Origin of the sequence: Methylobacterium sp. WL1, from assembly GCF_008000895.1 — a bacterium.
Classification (GTDB): domain Bacteria; phylum Pseudomonadota; class Alphaproteobacteria; order Rhizobiales; family Beijerinckiaceae; genus Methylobacterium.
Genome location: NZ_CP042823.1, coordinates 4,510,999 through 4,526,475 on the forward strand (window position 1 = coordinate 4,510,999; position 15,477 = coordinate 4,526,475).

General features: G+C 66.4%; 10 protein-coding genes and 1 pseudogene. 3 read left to right on the forward strand and 8 right to left on the reverse strand.

Annotated features, from left to right (window positions below):
- The first annotated feature begins 810 nt into the window (after positions 1–810).
- Positions 811–1,851, forward strand: a complete 1,041-nt coding sequence (locus FVA80_RS21975; RefSeq protein WP_147910911.1) for an L-dopachrome tautomerase-related protein — start codon at positions 811–813, stop codon at positions 1,849–1,851.
- An 81-nt stretch (positions 1,852–1,932) separates the two neighbouring features.
- The gene (locus FVA80_RS21980; RefSeq protein WP_187193466.1) at positions 1,933–2,373 is read left to right on the forward strand and encodes an MEKHLA domain-containing protein; all 441 of its coding nucleotides are present in this window, start codon (positions 1,933–1,935) and stop codon (positions 2,371–2,373) included.
- Positions 2,374–2,725: 352 nt separating this feature from the next.
- Here FVA80_RS21980 and FVA80_RS21985 read toward each other — a convergent pair whose 3' ends face one another.
- Positions 2,726–2,929 (reverse strand): hypothetical protein, encoded by a 204-nt coding sequence (locus tag FVA80_RS21985; protein ID WP_147910909.1) that lies wholly within the window; start codon positions 2,927–2,929, stop codon positions 2,726–2,728.
- A 290-nt stretch (positions 2,930–3,219) separates the two neighbouring features.
- Here FVA80_RS21985 and FVA80_RS21990 point away from each other — a divergent pair, with 290 nt between their 5' ends.
- Entirely contained in the window at positions 3,220–4,224 is a 1,005-nt protein-coding gene (locus FVA80_RS21990) for a helix-turn-helix domain-containing protein (RefSeq protein WP_147910908.1), read from the forward strand.
- 754 nt (positions 4,225–4,978) lie between these two features.
- Here the strand turns inward: FVA80_RS21990 and FVA80_RS21995 are convergent.
- From FVA80_RS21995 to FVA80_RS22025, 7 genes and pseudogenes are all read right to left on the reverse strand, one after another.
- Positions 4,979–5,941 (reverse strand): annotated as a pseudogene (locus FVA80_RS21995) (oligopeptide/dipeptide ABC transporter ATP-binding protein); the annotation flags it as partial.
- Positions 5,938–6,918 (reverse strand): ABC transporter ATP-binding protein, encoded by a 981-nt coding sequence (locus FVA80_RS22000; protein WP_147910351.1) that lies wholly within the window; start codon positions 6,916–6,918, stop codon positions 5,938–5,940. The gene FVA80_RS22000 and the pseudogene FVA80_RS21995, both read right to left, overlap by 4 nt.
- Positions 6,915–7,886, reverse strand: coding sequence for an ABC transporter permease (locus FVA80_RS22005; RefSeq protein ID WP_147910352.1), 972 nt, complete (start codon positions 7,884–7,886; stop codon positions 6,915–6,917). Before FVA80_RS22005 ends, FVA80_RS22000 begins: the two co-directional genes overlap by 4 nt.
- A 7-nt stretch (positions 7,887–7,893) precedes the next feature.
- Positions 7,894–8,874 (reverse strand): ABC transporter permease, encoded by a 981-nt coding sequence (locus FVA80_RS22010; protein ID WP_147910353.1) that lies wholly within the window; start codon positions 8,872–8,874, stop codon positions 7,894–7,896.
- Positions 8,875–8,883: 9 nt separating this feature from the next.
- Positions 8,884–10,500, reverse strand: coding sequence for an ABC transporter substrate-binding protein (locus FVA80_RS22015; protein WP_147910354.1), 1,617 nt, complete (start codon positions 10,498–10,500; stop codon positions 8,884–8,886).
- 293 nt (positions 10,501–10,793) lie between these two features.
- A complete protein-coding gene (locus FVA80_RS22020) occupies positions 10,794–13,982 on the reverse strand; it encodes a multidrug efflux RND transporter permease subunit (RefSeq protein WP_246692078.1) in 3,189 nt (1,062 codons plus the stop codon).
- A gap of 18 nt (positions 13,983–14,000) precedes the next feature.
- On the reverse strand, positions 14,001–15,359 hold the full coding sequence (locus FVA80_RS22025; RefSeq protein WP_246692446.1) for an efflux RND transporter periplasmic adaptor subunit: 1,359 nt from the start codon (positions 15,357–15,359) through the stop codon (positions 14,001–14,003).
- Positions 15,360–15,477 lie beyond the last annotated feature (118 nt).

Sequence of the window (15,477 nt, forward strand, 5' to 3'; positions counted from 1 at the left end):
CGGACGATGGCCGTCCCGACCCGTGTTGCGCGTGAGGCCCCGTCGCGCAGGCCCGGCCCGGCAGGGCACCGCCGCAGCGGCGACCGTACTCCAGCTATCCAGCTATCATGACGTTGAGATCATGAACACCGGAGGTCCGCGGGCGGCTCATCCGGAACAAACCAGAACCCTCGGCAGCAGAGCCGAGTTTTCTACGGCTGAACGCAGCCTACGGACTCACTCTGATCTGCGACTACACCGCGTTTCTGACGATAGAGTACGCAGAATATTGGGCAGCGCATGACGGCTACAGTGCGGTTCATAGCGTAACTGCCGTAGAAATGTCAATAATTTTATTGACGATCAAGCAAGACACTAAAATCGACTGGAAACAGAAGGTCGCTAGCAAGAACAGCGCCGATACCGAAGAGATCGACGAACACGAAATAGTTCCGGCATCATCGGCGCCCGATCTGCGGGACGAAGTCCAGTACGGCCCCCGCTCCAGCCGCGCCGTCGGCTCCGGATGCCCGCGGGCCGTGCCCCAGGCGGGATCGCCCGCCGTCGCGGCGCGTTGGGCCGGTATGCCCGGTCCCGCGGGCCGCGAGGCCGCTGAGTCCGCCGGCCGCGGGACGCCGCCCGCCAACCCGCCCCCAGGAACCGCATGTCCCTCGACCGCCGCCGCCTGATCGGATCGGGCCTCGTCGCCCTCGCGGCCGGATCGGCTCAAGCCGCATCGCCCGCTACGCCATCGCCCGCCCCAGCGTCCGCCACGCCACCCGCCGGCCGCGAGCCCCCACCAGCCGCCCCGCCGGGGTGCTGGAGCTGGCGATGGCGGCCAACGCCCCGTCCACGCCCACCGGCCTGGCGATCGCCCGGGGCGGCCGGATCTTCGTGATGATGCCGCGCTTCACCGGCTCGGAGACGGTCACCCTCGGCGAGGTGCTCCCCGACGGCTCGGTGAAGCCCTACCCCGACGCGCGGGCCAACAAGCCGGACCCGAAGGACCCGCAGGCGACCCTGTTCCACGTCCCCAACGGGGTGTTCGACCGCAACGATGCGTTCTGGATCCTCGATTCCGGCCTGACCGAGGGCAAGAGCAAGCCGGTGCCGGGGGCCGCCAAGCTCCTCGAGATCGACATCACCCAGGACAAGATCCGCCGGGTGATCCCGCTCGATGCCGGCGTGGTGGCCGAGTCGTCCCTGAACGACCTGCGGGTCGACGTGCGCGACGGCCGGGCGCTCGCCTACATCACCGACCAGGGCCAGGGCGGCCAGGGCGCGATCCTGGCGGTGGACCTCGCCAGCGGGCGGGTGAGCCGGCGCCTGGCCGACCACCCGAGCACGGCCACCCAGGAGGGGCTGGTCAAGTTCGTGGAACTGCGGCCGGTGATGGAGCGGAAGGGCGATGCACCGGCGAAGCACCCGAAGGGCGGGGCCAACGGCATCGCGATCAGCCCGGACGGCCGCCGCCTGTACTACGCGCCGCTGATGAGCCGGCGCCTCTACGCAGTGGAGACTGCGGCGCTCCTCGACCCGAACGTATCGGACGCGGCCCTGGCCGCCACGGTGCAGGATCTCGGCGAGAAGGGCATGACCGGCGGCCTGACCACCGATTCGCAGGACCGGGTCTATCTCAGCCTGCAGGAGCACAACGCCGTCGGCCGGCGCCTGCCGGACGGCACCGTGGAGGTGCTGGCCGCCGACCCGCGCCTGATCTGGGCCGACACGTTCTGGATCACCCCGGACCGGTGGCTCTACATCTCGAGCGCCCAGGTCAACCGCCGGCCGGAATTCAACCGCGGCCAGGACCTGCAGCAGCCGCCCTACGCGATCCTGCGCATGCGCATCGACGCGGACCCGGTCCTGTAGTGGGATTCGGCACACCGCGGCAGGCCCGCCACGCGGTATGCGCCGAATCCTCGATGGCGCATCAGCTTCCGGATTGCCGTGATGGACCTCTCGCTCGATCCCGACTTCTTCGCCGTCCTCACCGGCAGCTACCGGCGGCGCCTCGGCGCGGCCTTGGTGCCGGAGCGGGCGGACGCGGCCTGGCTGTACGAGCAGGCACCCTTCGTGGTGCTGGCCCATGATTGCGGCGCCGACCCGCGCTTCGTCTACGCCAACCGGGCCGCGCAGGCCTGCTTCGGATACCGTCGCGAGGAACTCGTCGGCCTGCCCTCGCGGCTCTCGGCCGAGGCCCCCGAGCGCGCCGAGCGGCAGCGCCTCCTCGACGCCGTCGCCCGGGACGGCTTCACCCGCGGCTACCGCGGCCTGCGCATCGCCAAGGGCGGCCGGCGCTTCTGGATCGAGCAGGCGATCGTCTGGCAGCTCGACCGCGACGGCGTGAGCGTGGGCCAGGCGGCGACGTTTTCGGAATGGCGCGACGCGTGAGGTGGGGTCAGGCGCACCCTCTCGCGGATGGGGGGTGGGTGACCTTCGACGCGCGCTGGGTTCCGCTTGCGGCCCGCCCCAGCCTCATGATCCGCCGTTAGCGTTTCTCTGAAGCAGCCGCTCGTCAGCCCTCCGGCAACTTCGGCTCGGGGTTGGAGCGGCACTTGGACGCTCGGCGAGAACCGGACACTCCTCCCACGGCCCGAGCCGGTCGCTTCTCGTCCGTCTGGATAAAACAAAAGCACACAGGAACAGGATCGCAATCAGACCCTACAAGAACTCAGCGAATGCTTGATTTGAATAAGATATATACTTCTATTTATTATCTGTATCTTATCATATGTAAAATTAACTAACAAACACTCGGCAGGTTAGGCGAATTATCAAGATCTAAATCCGATTTTGTCATGCGCTCTATTGTTTCCCGAGCAAGAACATAAAGCATCAGACGCGCCAACGCCCGCATTTCGGCCGATCCGGAGGCTAATACTGCCTGACAAGCATTGATACAGAGATCCGATATGACATCAAAATCTTCATCGTCGCTGCCTGTCATTTGAGTACCTTAATGTAAAACTCTCAACTTGTTGAGTTTCAGCAATCAGAGCCGTTTCACAAAGATTATCTTCGCCCACCATTCAAAGCTGCACCGCGTGATCTGCGGCGTTCGATATTGAGAGCGGCCCTTTGAAACCTCTTTAAAATCTATATAAGGGCGGACCTCCCGGATGCCGGATATCGGCAGCTAATGCCGCGATTCGGCAAAAAATAAGACAGACTCCAACACGCCGATCCCCATCGAAGGCTTCACTCTTTTCGACCCACGATGCACCTAGCAGGCAGCCAATGCTCCGCGACGCACTTATCGTAGATGCTCAGGGCAATGCTATCCGCCAGCATCATAAAATATACTCGGAGAGCTGGGAGGAAATCGAAGACTGGTCCAACAAAGTCTATATGCCTTATAGCGTAGTCCCTACAGGAAAAATTGTAGCACCCCGTTCTTTAATGCATTCTGCTCAAGTAGGGCGCATCACTATTACTCGATTTGCTTACGGAATTCCTGTCAATATCACCGGCCATCTGGACAAAATGGCGAACATTATTGTGCTTACGACACTGGAAGGTAAATCACGACATCATATTAATAAATCTGAGTCCGTAGAAATATTTAATAATAATAGTTTCATATTAGATTGCAGTAATGTTGACTATGATTTGGATTTTGACGACGATCACCTTCAATTGAATATTACCATACCGCCAGATCTGATGGCTCAAGTTTGCCAGGATTGGTTTGGTTTTATCCCGGGCGATACTCTATGGCGTCATAAATGTGCTATTGGCGGCGCCGAGTCCAGTTGGTTGCGCTTAATAGAGTACGTTGTGAGCTGCATTGCGGAAGCACCGAACCAACTTGCTTATGGCCGGGCCGGGCGCCATCTCGAACAGATGATTTGTGTGCACTTGCTAAACGAATGGGCTTCACGTGCCGGATTGAACCTGAACGAACCATCGAACCGTTTGGCGCCGCGCGTTGTCCGTGGGGCAGAGCAATATATGGCCGATCATGCGGCCGAATTGCCGACGATGACGGAAGTCGCCCGTGCGGTCGGATGCAGCCTTCGAACATTGACTGAGGCGTTCCGCCGGTTCCGGGGCTACCCGCCCAGTCAATTTCTCAAAGAACGCCGTTTGCAAGGAACCCGGCGTGATCTTCTGAATGATCAATGCCCCAACGCAGTAGCAGATATAGCCGCAGCCTGGGGATTTATCAGCATGAGTGAATTTGCCAAAATCTACCGCATGCGGTTCCACGAGAAACCATCCGAAACGCTCCGGAAAAGATGAGACTGAATTTTTCCTGTTTTAGGCGGTGATTTCATTTTTTGATATTTGGATGCTTCACATGGCTGACTCAGGCAAGGACCATAAAAAAAGAATAGCTTCGTTACATAAAATTGCCAAGTTGCTCAACAAGCCTATAGAAGACCTATATCAGAGCGACAATCTCATCGACCAATTTCGCATCATGATCCAGCTCTGGGACGCCCTCCCGTCTGAAAATGATCGTAGTGCGATAATCTGCATTATGGCAGAGCGGATAAAAAGGAATACGTAAATATTCACAAGCCGAAATAGTTGCGGTGCATCGGATGCTATGCGGGCTCAAGCTATCATAGTCAAATAATATCTTATGTTCTCTAGGTGGGATCACTTGGTCGGCTCGTCACCACGCGGCACGCGGCGCAAACGCGATTTGAGTTCGCAAGTCTGATTTTAGGATGCCGCTGCGGATCATTTGAGGGAACAGAGTAATCGCGAACTGCCATACGTCCCCATCCAAGCGGACGTCCGGTTTCTCCGGGTTAGCTCCCGAAAGCTGACCAGCAGCAAAGCACCCAACCCGAACGTCGGTCCTCGACCAACAAGCTGCCTCTGAGCGGACCGCCCGACTTTCTGCAACGGGTCGTGAGCGGGCTCGGCGACGATGTCCGTTTCCAAGCATCGCCGCCCCAAAGCGAAAGGCGAGCAATCCCCCGCGGCGAACGGCAGCGCGCATCCGACCCCGCCCGCGCCGGCCTTCAGGCCCGCCCTCCTCCTGCACGGCGTGGCAGGCGACGCCGTCCAGCAGGGCCGGGACCTCGGTGCGGCAGCGGTCGTTGGCGAGCGGGCAGCGGGGGTTGAAGGTGCAGCCGGGGGGCGGGTCGATCGGGTTCGGGATCTCGCCGGAGACCGGCACCCGGGCGCGGCCGACATGGGCGAGGTCGGGCACCGCGTCGAGCAGCATCCGCGTGTACGGGTGGCGGGGCCGCGCGAACAGATCCTTTGCGGCCGCAACCTCGACCAGGCGGCCGAGATACATCACCCCCACCCGGGTCGCCATGTGGCGGACCACGGCGAGGTTGTGGGAGATGAACAGGTAGGTCAGCCCGAGCCGGTCCTGCAGGTCGCGCATCAGGTTGAGGATCTGCGCCTGCACCGAGACGTCGAGCGCCGAGGTCGGCTCGTCGCCGACCAGGAACTCCGCCTGGCTGGCGAGCGCCCGGGCGATGGCGACGCGCTGGCGCTGGCCGCCGGAGAATTCGTGCGGGTACTTCTTGGAATCGTCCGGGTGGAGGCCGACCAGGCCGAGCAGCTCGCCGACCCGGGCGCGGATCGCCCCCTCCCCCTGGATCAGGTTGAAGGCGCGGATCGGCTCCGCGATGATCTTGCCCACGCGCCAGCGCGGGTTCATCGACGCGTAGGGGTCCTGGAAGATCATCTGGATGCGCGAGCGCAGCCGCCGCCGCGCCGCCGCCTCCCGGGGATCGGTCATCGAGACCCCGGTGATCCGCACCTCGCCGGCGGAGGGCGGCAGCAGGCCGACCACCATCCGGGCCACGGTCGACTTGCCCGAACCGGATTCGCCGACGATCGCGAAGGTCTCACCCTTGGCGATGGTGAAGCCGACCCGGTCCACCGCCGTGAGGAACCGGCGGGGCTCGCGCTCGATCACCCGGTTCAGCCAGGGTTTCGAGACATCGAACAGGCGGCGCAGGTCGGTGACCTCGACATAGGCGCTCACGCCGCCTTCTCCGTGACGTCGTACAGGTGGCAGGCGACGCGGCTTTCGCCCACCAGGATCGGCTCCGGCCGCTCGACGCGGCAGCGGGCAAACACCTTCGGGCAGCGCGGGTTGAAGGCGCAGCCCTGCGGGATGGCGGTGAGCCGCGGCATCGAGCCGGGGATCTGGCTGAGCCGGTCGGCCTCCTGCGACAGGGTCGGGATCGCCCCCATCAGGCCGACCGCGTAGGGGTGGTGCGGCTTTGCGATCACGGAGGCGACCGGGCCGATCTCGGCGACCCGCCCGGCATACATCACTGCGACCCGGTCGGCGGCCTCGGCGATCACGCCCATGTCGTGGGTCACCAGCATCACCGCGGTGCCGTGCTCGCGGCACAGGCGCTTGAGCAGGGTGATGATCTGCGCCTGGACCGAGACGTCGAGCGCCGTGGTCGGCTCGTCGGCGATGATCAGCTCCGGCTCGGCGGCGAGCGCCAGCGCGATCACCACGCGCTGGCGCATGCCGCCCGAGAATTCGTGCGGATAGCCGTCGATCCGCCGCTCGGGCGCCGGGATGCCGACCTCGGCGAGCAGGTCGATGGCCCGGGTGCGGGCCGCCCGGGCGGAGAGGTCGGTGTGGGCCCGCAGGGTCTCGACGATCTGGTCGCCGACCCGGAACAACGGGTCCAGCGAGGTCAGCGGGTCCTGGAAGATCATGCCGATCCGCTTGCCCCGCACCCGCCGCATCGCCTCGGGGGGCAGGTTGTCGATGCGCGCGCCGCGCAACGTGATCGCGCCGCCGCTGATCCGGCCGGGCCGGTCGATCAGCCCGATCACCGCCGAACCGGTGACCGACTTGCCGGCCCCGGATTCGCCGACGACCCCCAGGATCTCGCCCCGGCCGATGTCGAACGAGACCCGGTCGATGGCGGTGAGCGGCCCGCGCCGCGTGTCGAACGTGACCGTGAGGTCGCGCACGGAGAGGATGGTTTCGGTCATTGCAGCTTCGGATTGAGCGCGTCGCGCAGCCAATCCCCCAGGAGGTTGATGGCGATGACGAGGCCGGCCAGCGCCAGGCCCGGGAAGGCGACGATCCACCATTCGCCGGAGAACAGGAACCGGTTGCCGGTGCGGATCAGGGTGCCGAGCGACGGCATGGTCTCGGGCAGGCCGGTGCCGAGGAACGACAGGGTCGCCTCGGTGATGATCGCCAGCGCCAGGTTGATCGTCGCGATGACGAAGACCGGCCCGGTGACGTTGGGCAGCACGTGGCGGACCAGGATCACCGGGGGCGTCAGGCCGATCAGCCGGGCGGCCTGGACGTAGTCCTTGCCCTTCTCGACCATCACGGAGGAGCGCACCGTGCGGGCGTACTGCACCCAGAACGACAGGCCGATCGAGATCACGATCAGCCCGATCAGCGGCCCGACATCCAGCGCGCCGCCAAAACTCGCCCGGGCGACGCCGTCCACCACCAGGGCGATCAGGATCGCCGGGAAGGTGAGCTGCACGTCGGCGACCCGCATGATCAGCGTGTCGAGGGCGCCGCCCGCATAGCCGGCGACCAAGCCCAGCGCGATGCCGAGCACGCCGGAGGTGATCACCCCGAGCACGCCCACGATCAGCGACAGGCGCAGGCCGTACAGCACCGCCGAGAGCACGTCCCGGCCCTGGTCGTCGGTGCCGAGGTAGAACGGCGCCTGGCCGTCCGCCTGCCAGATCGGCGGCAGGTTGGAGTTGATCAGGTCGAGCTGGGCCGGGTCGTAGGGGTTCTGGGGCGAGATCAGCGGGGCCGCCACCGCGAGCCCGACCATCAGCACCGTGGCGAGCAGCGCCACGATCGCGGTCTTCGAGCGCAGGAAGCTGGCGACCAGGTCGGAATCGCGCCAGCGCGCGAGCCGTCCGGGCGTGGCCGCCGCCAGCGGGACCGGCGGCGCGTTGCCGGCGTCGATGTCGCGTCCGCTCATGCCGGCCTCACGCGGTCCGCGCGGACGACAGCCGCAGGCGCGGGTCGACCACGGTGTAGAGGATGTCGACCACGAGATTGATGGTCACGAAGATCAGCGCGACGAGCAGCAGGTAGGCGGACATGATCGGGATATCGACGTTCTGCACGGCCTGGACGAACAGCAGGCCCATGCCGGGCCACTGGAACACCGTCTCGGTGATGATCGAGAAGGCGATGACCGAGCCGAGCTGCAGCCCCGCGATGGTGATCACCGGCACGAGGGTGTTCTTGAGGGCGTGGCGCAGGTGGACCGCCCGGGTGGAGAGGCCCCGGGCGCGGGCGAAGCGGATGTAGTCGGTGCGCAGCACCTCCAGCATCTCGGCGCGCACCAGCCGCATGATCAGCGTCATCTGGAACAGGCCCAGCGTGACGGACGGCAGGATCAGCGCCTTCAGGCCCGACCAGGTGAGGAAGCCGGTGGTCCACCAGCCGAGCCGCACCGTGTCGCCGCGCCCGTAGGAGGGCAGCCAGCCGAGCGTCACCGAGAACAGGTAGATCAGCAGGATGCCGATCAGGAAGGTCGGCAGGCTGATGCCGATCAGCGAGACCGCCTGGAACAGCCCGGCGAGCCAGGAGTCCCGGCGCAGCGCGCAGTAGACCCCCATCAGGACGCCGACCACGAGCGCGAACACCGTGGCGCAGAAGGCGAGTTCCAGGGTCGCCGGCATGCGCTCGGCGAGCAGCTGTGAGACCGGCTGGCGGAACTGGTACGAGATCCCAAGCCGGCCCCGGACCACGTCGCCGGCGTAGCGGGCGAACTGCATCAGCACCGGATCGTCGAGGCCGAGGCTCTTGCGGATCTCGGCCCGCTCGGAGGCAGGCGTGTCGGGCCCGACGATCTGGTTCACGGGGTCGCCCGCGAACCGGAACATCGAGAACGCGATGAGCCCGACGACCGCGAGCACCGCGGCCGCCTGGATCACCCGGCGCAGCAGGAAGGCGAGCACGCCCGGCGCCTACTGGGGATCTTTCGAGACCCAGTAGAGCAGGAGCAGGTTGTCGGCGCGCTGGGTCAGGTGGACCTTCTTGGAGACGCCCCAGGCCAGGGCCTGCTGGTGCAGCGGGATGTAGCCCCAGTCGGCGCTCAGGACGTCGAAGCCCTCCTTGATCAGGGCGTCGCGCTTGGTCTTGTCGGTCTCGCCCTCGACCTTGTCGGCGATCTCATCGATCTTCGGGTCGCAGTAGCCCGCGAGGTTCCAGCTGCCGCGTCCCGACTTGTCGCCGGGCTTCCGGCAGCCGACGATCTCGTAGAGGATGTTGTGGCTGTCGAGCGACGACGGCGTCCAGCCGAGCAGGTAGAACGAGGTGTCGAAATTCGGGGCCAGCACCTTGGCGAAGTACTTCGCCTTCGGCTGAGCGTTAAGGTTCACCTTGACGTTGATGCGGGCGAGCATCGAGACCACCGCCTGGCAGATCGCCTCGTCGTTGACGTAGCGATCGTTGGGGCAATCCATGGTCAGCGAGAACCCGTCCGGGTAGCCGGCCTGGGCCATCAGCTCCTTGGCCTTCTTGAGGTCGGTGGCCGGGCGCTTGAACTCGGCCCCACGGTCGTAGAGGCTCGGCGCGATCATCAGGGCGGAGGGCACGGCCTGCCCGCGCATCACGCGCTTGGCGATCGTCTCCTCGTCGATGGCGAGGTAGAACGCCTCACGCACCTTGATGTCCTTGAACGGGTTCTTGCCCTTGACGCTCGAATCCTTGAGCTCGTCCCGGTCCTGATCCATGCCGAGGAAGATGGTGCGCAGCTCGGGGCCCGCCATCACGATGGCGGTGCCGCTGGCGTTCACCCGCTGCTGATCCTGCAACGGCACGGGATCGATCCAGTCGACCTCGCCCGAGAGCAGCGCGGCGACGCGGGTCGCCGGGTTGGCGATCGTGGTCAGCACCGCCTCGTCGAGGTTCGACTCGACCTTGCCCCAGTAGCCGGGAAACTTCTTGAACACCGTCTTCACGCCGGGCTGGTGCTCGGCGATCACGAACGGGCCGGTGCCGTTCTCGTGCAGGGTGGCGTAGCTCGGGCTGGTGGCGTTGGCCGGGGTCGGCTGGGCGGCGCCGTTCTTCTCCGACCAGCTCTTCGACATGATCAGCCAGGTCGGGAACTGGGCGAGCGCGATGGGGTTCGGCTTCTTCAGCACCATGTCGACGGTGTGGTCGTCGACCTTCACGAACTCGGCGTCGGCCGGGACGTTCGTGGTGAAGTTCGAGCCCGAGGCCCGGACGCGCTGGGCGGAGAAGAGCACGTCGTCGGCGGTGAACGGCGAGCCGTCGTGGAACGTGACGTTCTTGCGCAGGTGGAAGCGCCAGCGGGTCGGCTCCGGCGTCTCCCACGATTCGGCCAGACCGGGGGCGAATTTCAGGTTCTTGTCGAGGGTGACCAGCGACTCGTAGGCCGCCTGCTGCATGCCCTCGGTGAAGCTCTCCTTGAGGGAGTAGGGATCCAGCGACTTGAGATCGCCCTGGAACGCGAAGCGGAACACGTTGGCGGCCTGCGCGGGCAGCGCCGCCAGCGCGAAGGTCGCGACCGCGCCTGCGGCCACGCCGCGGGCGAGGATCTTCAGGGTCGAACGGGACAAGCGGATCTCCGAAACCGTGGAAGTTGATGGCAGGCCGCCACCACCAGCGCAGGGGTTGAGCCTAGGCCGAGAGAAGCGCGCGGGCAAACCGCGCCGGCCACACACCCACAGCAAGGTTCGGACCATCCGCATACAAAATGCAGGGTGATGGTCGACGGTGTTCAGACATCGACGGGTGCAAGCCGACGGCTGCGCGCGTCAGGTGTCGGTGATCCGTGGCTCGCGGGAGGGCCGATCCGGAGGTGACATGCGCCGGCCCTCCCCTGCGGAGGGGAGGGAAAACGCGTCGCGGTTCAGGCGCCCGATCCCGCCCCTACTCGGCCGCCGCCGCGTGGTGGGGAGCCGCTGCGCCGCCGCCTCGCCCGCGCCCCGCTTTCGCCGTCGGCCACGGCCTTGCGCCGGAACAGGCGCATCACCACCACGAAGAACACCGGCACGAAGAACACCGCCAGCACGGTCGCGGTGATCATGCCGCCCATCACGCCGGTGCCGATCGCCTGCTGGCTCTTCGAGGCGGCGCCGGTGGCGATGGCCAGCGGCACCACGCCGAAGATGAAGGCGAGCGAGGTCATCACGATCGGCCGGAACCGGAGCGTCGAGGCCTCGATGGCGGACTGGATCACCGAGGTTCCGGGCTTCCAGAGGTCCTTGGCGAACTCCACGATCAGGATCGCGTTCTTGGCCGAGAGGCCGATGATCGTGATCAGGCCGATCTTGAAGTACACGTCGTTGGGCATGCCGCGCAGGTAGACGGCCGCCACCGCGCCGATCACGCCGAGCGGGATCACCAACAGCACCGAGACCGGGATCGCCCAGCTCTCGTAGAGCGCGGCCAGGCACAGGAACACGATCAGCACCGAGAGCGCCAGCAGCAGGCTGGCCTGGCTGCCAGCCTGCTTCTCCTGGAACGACTGGCCGGTCCAGGCATAGCCGAAACCCTTGGGCAGCTGCAGCATCAGCCGCTCCATCTCGTTGATCGCGTCGCCCGAGGTGTAGCCGGGGTTCGGCTCGCCCGTGATGCGGACTGACTGGTAGCCGTTGAAGCCGACGATCTGGCTCGGCCCCATGCCCCATTTCAGCTCCGAGAAGGACGACATCGGCACCATCGTGCCGCCGGCGTTCTTCACCGCGTAGTTGAGGATGTCCGAGGCGTTCATGCGCTGGAGCTGCTCGGCCTGGACGTAGACGCGCTGCATCTTGCCCCGGTTGGGGAAGTCGTTGGTGTAGACCGAGCCGAGGTTGAGCTGGATCGTGGCGTTGATGTCCTCGAACTTGACGCCGAGCGCCGCCGCCTTCTCGCGGTCGACGATCAGCTCCGCCTGCGGGGTCGGCGGCAGGCCCTCGATCTTCACCTTCTGCAGGATCGGGCTGCCTTGGGCGAGCTTGAGCAGCTGGTCCTGGGCCGAGAGCAGGGCCGCGTAGCCGCGGTTCGCCCGGTCCTGGAGGCGGAACGAGAAGCCGGCGGCATTGCCGAGGTTGTCCACCGGGGGCGGCTCCTGGGCGTCCACGGTGGCGTCGCGGTAGTTCGCCAGCGCCGCGTTGGTCCCGGCCACCAGGGCGGCGGCCGAGTTCTTCGCGTCGCGCTCGCTCCAGGGCTTCAGGGTCACGAAGGCCTGGCTGGTGCTCGGGGCCTGGCCCGAGAACGAAAAGCCGTTGAGCATGGTCACGGTGGCGACGCCGGGTTGCGCCAGCAGGTGCTCCTCGACCCGGCGGTTGGCCTCCTGGGTGCGGTTGTAGGAGGCGCCGGGGGGCGTCTGGATGTCCACCGTGAAGAAGCCCTGGTCCTCCACCGGCAGGAAGCCCTCCGGCAGGTTGACGAAGGCGTAGGCCGTGCCTGCCACCAGGGCGAGGTAGACCAGCATCACCCGGCCGGACTTGCGGATGAGGCCCGCCACGCCGCGGCCGTAGCGGGCGGTCTCGCGGTCGACGAAGCGGTTGAACATCCCGAACACGCCGCCCTTGGCGTGGCCGTGGCCCTTGACCACCGGCTTCAGGAAGGTCGCGCACAAGGCCGGCGTCAGCGACAGGGCCAGCAGCGCCGAGAACGCGATGGAGGTGACCATGGCGATCGAGAACTGCCGGTAGATGATGCCCACCGAGCCGGGGAAGAACGCCATCGGGATGAACACGGCCATCAGCACCAGGGTGATGCCGATGATCGCCCCGGTGATCTGCTCCATGGCCTTCTTGGTGGCCTCCTTGGGGGGCAGGCCCTCCTCGTTCATGATCCGCTCGACGTTCTCCACCACCACGATGGCGTCGTCGACCAGGATGCCGATGGCCAGCACCATGCCGAACATGGTGAGCACGTTCACCGAGAAGCCGGAGATCCACATCACCGTGACCGTGCCCATGAGGGCGATCGGCACCACGATGGTGGGGATCAGGGTGTAGCGGATGTTCTGCAGGAACAGGAACATCACCAGGAAGACCAGCACCACCGCCTCGACCAGGGTGTGCAGCACCTTCTCGATCGAGGCCTCGACCGCCGGGGTGATGTCGTACGGGATGTCCCACTTCAGGTCCGGCGGGAAGAACTGCGACAGCTCCACCATCTTGGCGCGGATCGCCTTGGCGGTCTCCAGCGCGTTGCCGTCGGGGGCCAGCGTCACCGAGATGCCGGCGGCCGGGCCGCCGTTGAGCCGGGTCGAGAACTGGTAGGCGTCGCCGCCGAGCTCGATCCGGGCGACGTCGCGCAGGCGCACGTTCGAGCCGTCCGAGTTGGCCCGCAGCACGATCGCGCCGAAATCCTCGATGGTGCCGAGCTGGCCCTTCACGATGATCGGCACCGTGACCGCCTGCTTGGTCGGGCTCGGCTGGGCGCCGACCGAGCCGGAGGCGACCTGGATGTTCTGGTTGCGGATCGCCTCGGTCACGTCCTCGGCGCTCAGCGACAGGCCGCGCAGCTTGTCCGGATCGACCCAGACCCGGAGCGAGCGCTCGGTGGAGTAGAGCGTGGCGCGCCCGACCCCGGGAATGCGCCGGATCTCGTTGATGACGTTGCGGATCAGGAAGTCGCCGAGGCCCACCTCGTCCATCGACCCGTCCTTGGAGATCAGGGTGATGATGTTGAGGGTCGCGGCCGAGGCCTCCTCCACCAGGATGCCCTGCTGGCGGACTTCCGCCGGCAGGCGGGCCTCCACGCGCTTCAACCGGTTCTGCACCTCCACGGAGGCGAGCGCCGGGTCGGTGCCGGGCAGGAAGGTCGCGGTGATGTTGACCGAGCCGAACGAGTCGGTGGTCGACTCGAAGTTCATGATGTCGGCCGCGCCGTTCAGCTCATCCTCGATGAGCCGGGTCGTGCCGACGTAGAGGCTGTCCACCGAGGCGCCGGGATAGGCCGTGGACAGGGCGATCTGCGGCGGGGCGATCACCGGGTACTGCGCGATCGGCAGGTTCGGGATCGCCAGGGCGCCGCCCAGGCAGATGAACAGGGCCACCACCCAGGCGAAGACCGGGCGGTCGATGAAGAAGCGTGCCATGGTCGAGGTCTCCCGGGCTCAGTGGCGGTTGACCGCGGCCGCGCGCGGGGCGACCTGCGCCTTATCCCCGGGCTTCTGGTCGCCAAGCTTCTGGTCGCCAAGCTTCTGGTCGCCAAGCTTCTGGTCGCCAAGCTTCTGGTCGCCAAGCTTCTGGTCACTTGGCTTCTGGTCACTTGATTTCTGATCACTTGGCTTCTGGTCGCCGGCCGCGTCGGGGGCTTCGTCGGCGTCGTGCTTCGGGCTCTCCTCGCCGTGGAGCGGGGTCTGGTCCAGGGGCTTCACCTTCACGCCCGCGGTGATCTTCTGGACGCCGTCGACGATCACCCGCTCGCCGGCCTTGAGCCCGTCCCGGATCAGCCAGTTCTGCCCGACCACCGGCCCGACCTCGACCGGCTGGCGCATCACCGTGTCGTCGGCCCGGACCAGCCAGACCTCGGCGCGGCCGTCCTCGGTGCGCTGGATGGCCTGCTGGGGCACCGCGATGGCGTCGGAATCGATGCCCTGCTTGATCCGGGCGCGGACGTACATGCCCGGAAACAGCTCGTCGTGCGGGTTGGGGAACTGCACCCGCAGGGTCACCTGGCCGGTGCTCGGATCGGCGGTGACGTCCGAGAACAGCAGGCGGCCGGCCAGCGGGTAGAGGGAGTTGTCGTCCATGATCAGGTGGACGTTGGCGGTGTTGTCCTCCAGCCGGGCGAGCTCGCCGCTGGCCAGATCCCGGCGCAGGCGGTTCAGTTCGCCCACCGACTGGGTGATGTCGACGTAGATCGGGTCGAGCTGCTGGATCGTGGCGAGCGCTCCCGTCGAGCCCGGCTCGATCAGGGTTCCCTCGGTGAGCAGCGCCCGGCCGATCCGGCCGGTGATCGGGGCGCGCACGTCGGTCCAGCCCAGGTTGAGCTGCGCCCGGTCCCGGGCCGCCTTGGCGCCGGCGACCTCGGCTTCCGCCTGCTTCTTGCCCGCGAAGGCGGCGTCGTACTGGGCCTGGCTGGCGGTGGCCCGGGTCAGCAGGGTCTCGAGCCGGTCGGCCTGCTGCCGGGCCAGCACCAGGGCGGCCTCGTGGCGGGCCAGCACGGCCTCCGCGCTCGCCAGCTCGACCTCGAACGGGGCCGGGTCGATCTTGTAGAGGATGTCGCCTTCCTTGACCTGGCTGCCCTGCTCGAACAGGCGCTTGACCACGAGGCCGGAGACCCGCGACCGCACCTCGGCGATCCGCATCGGCGCCACCCGCCCGGGCAGGTCGCGCAGGTAGGGGATCGCCTGCGGGGTCACCGTGACGAAGCCGACCTCCGGCACCGGCGGCGTCGGCGCGGCCACCTGCCTCGGGTTGCAGGCCGCGAGGCCGAGCGCCAGCAGGGCGGACGCCCCCAGGACGGTCACGCGCGGCGTGGCGCGCCGGACGGGGGACGGGAATTGGGCGGACGAAGTGCGGGTCACGGGTTCCGACGCTCCTGGAATAACATGCGTCTGCAGAGGCCGGCGCGGCGCTGAAAGGGCC